We start from the raw sequence: 422 nt of genomic DNA, 5'->3' as shown, positions 1-422 counted from the left end.
CCTGCTCTTCGGTGCGCTGCGACAAATCAGTGTTGCCCTGAGCGATTTCGCCCGCCGCCACCGAGATCGACTCGCTGGAAGTCTTGATGCCCTGCACGATACGAGTCAGCTGGTCTTTCATGGCGCCAAGCGAGAACATCAAGCTCGAACGGTCTCCGGACTTCAGCTGCAACGCGACGCGCAGATCACCCGCTGCGATGTCGCTGGCCAGCGCAGCTGCATCGCGAGGCTCCCCGCCAAGCTGTTTCGCAATGCCACGGGCGATGATCAGCGCCACGCCCAGCGCAACCGCAGAAGCCGAGACGATCAGGGCGATCACCAGCACGATTGCGTGCGAATAGGCCTGACCGGCTGCCTCGCCTTCCTTGGCCGCCCCAGCCTCGTTGACGGCCACGATCGTCCCGATATCCTTTTCCATCGCG

Annotated in this window: 1 pseudogene; it reads right to left on the bottom strand. The window is 63.3% G+C overall.

Annotated features, from left to right (window positions below):
• Positions 1-422: pseudogene (locus AB4Y43_RS40510) on the bottom strand (chemotaxis protein); the annotation flags it as partial.

Source organism: Paraburkholderia sp. BR10872 (genome assembly GCF_040965835.1).
Taxonomy (GTDB): Bacteria; Pseudomonadota; Gammaproteobacteria; order Burkholderiales; family Burkholderiaceae; genus Paraburkholderia; species Paraburkholderia nodosa_A.
The sequence above is the reverse complement of the archived record's forward strand: the minus strand, read 5'-3'. Positions and strand labels throughout refer to the sequence as shown.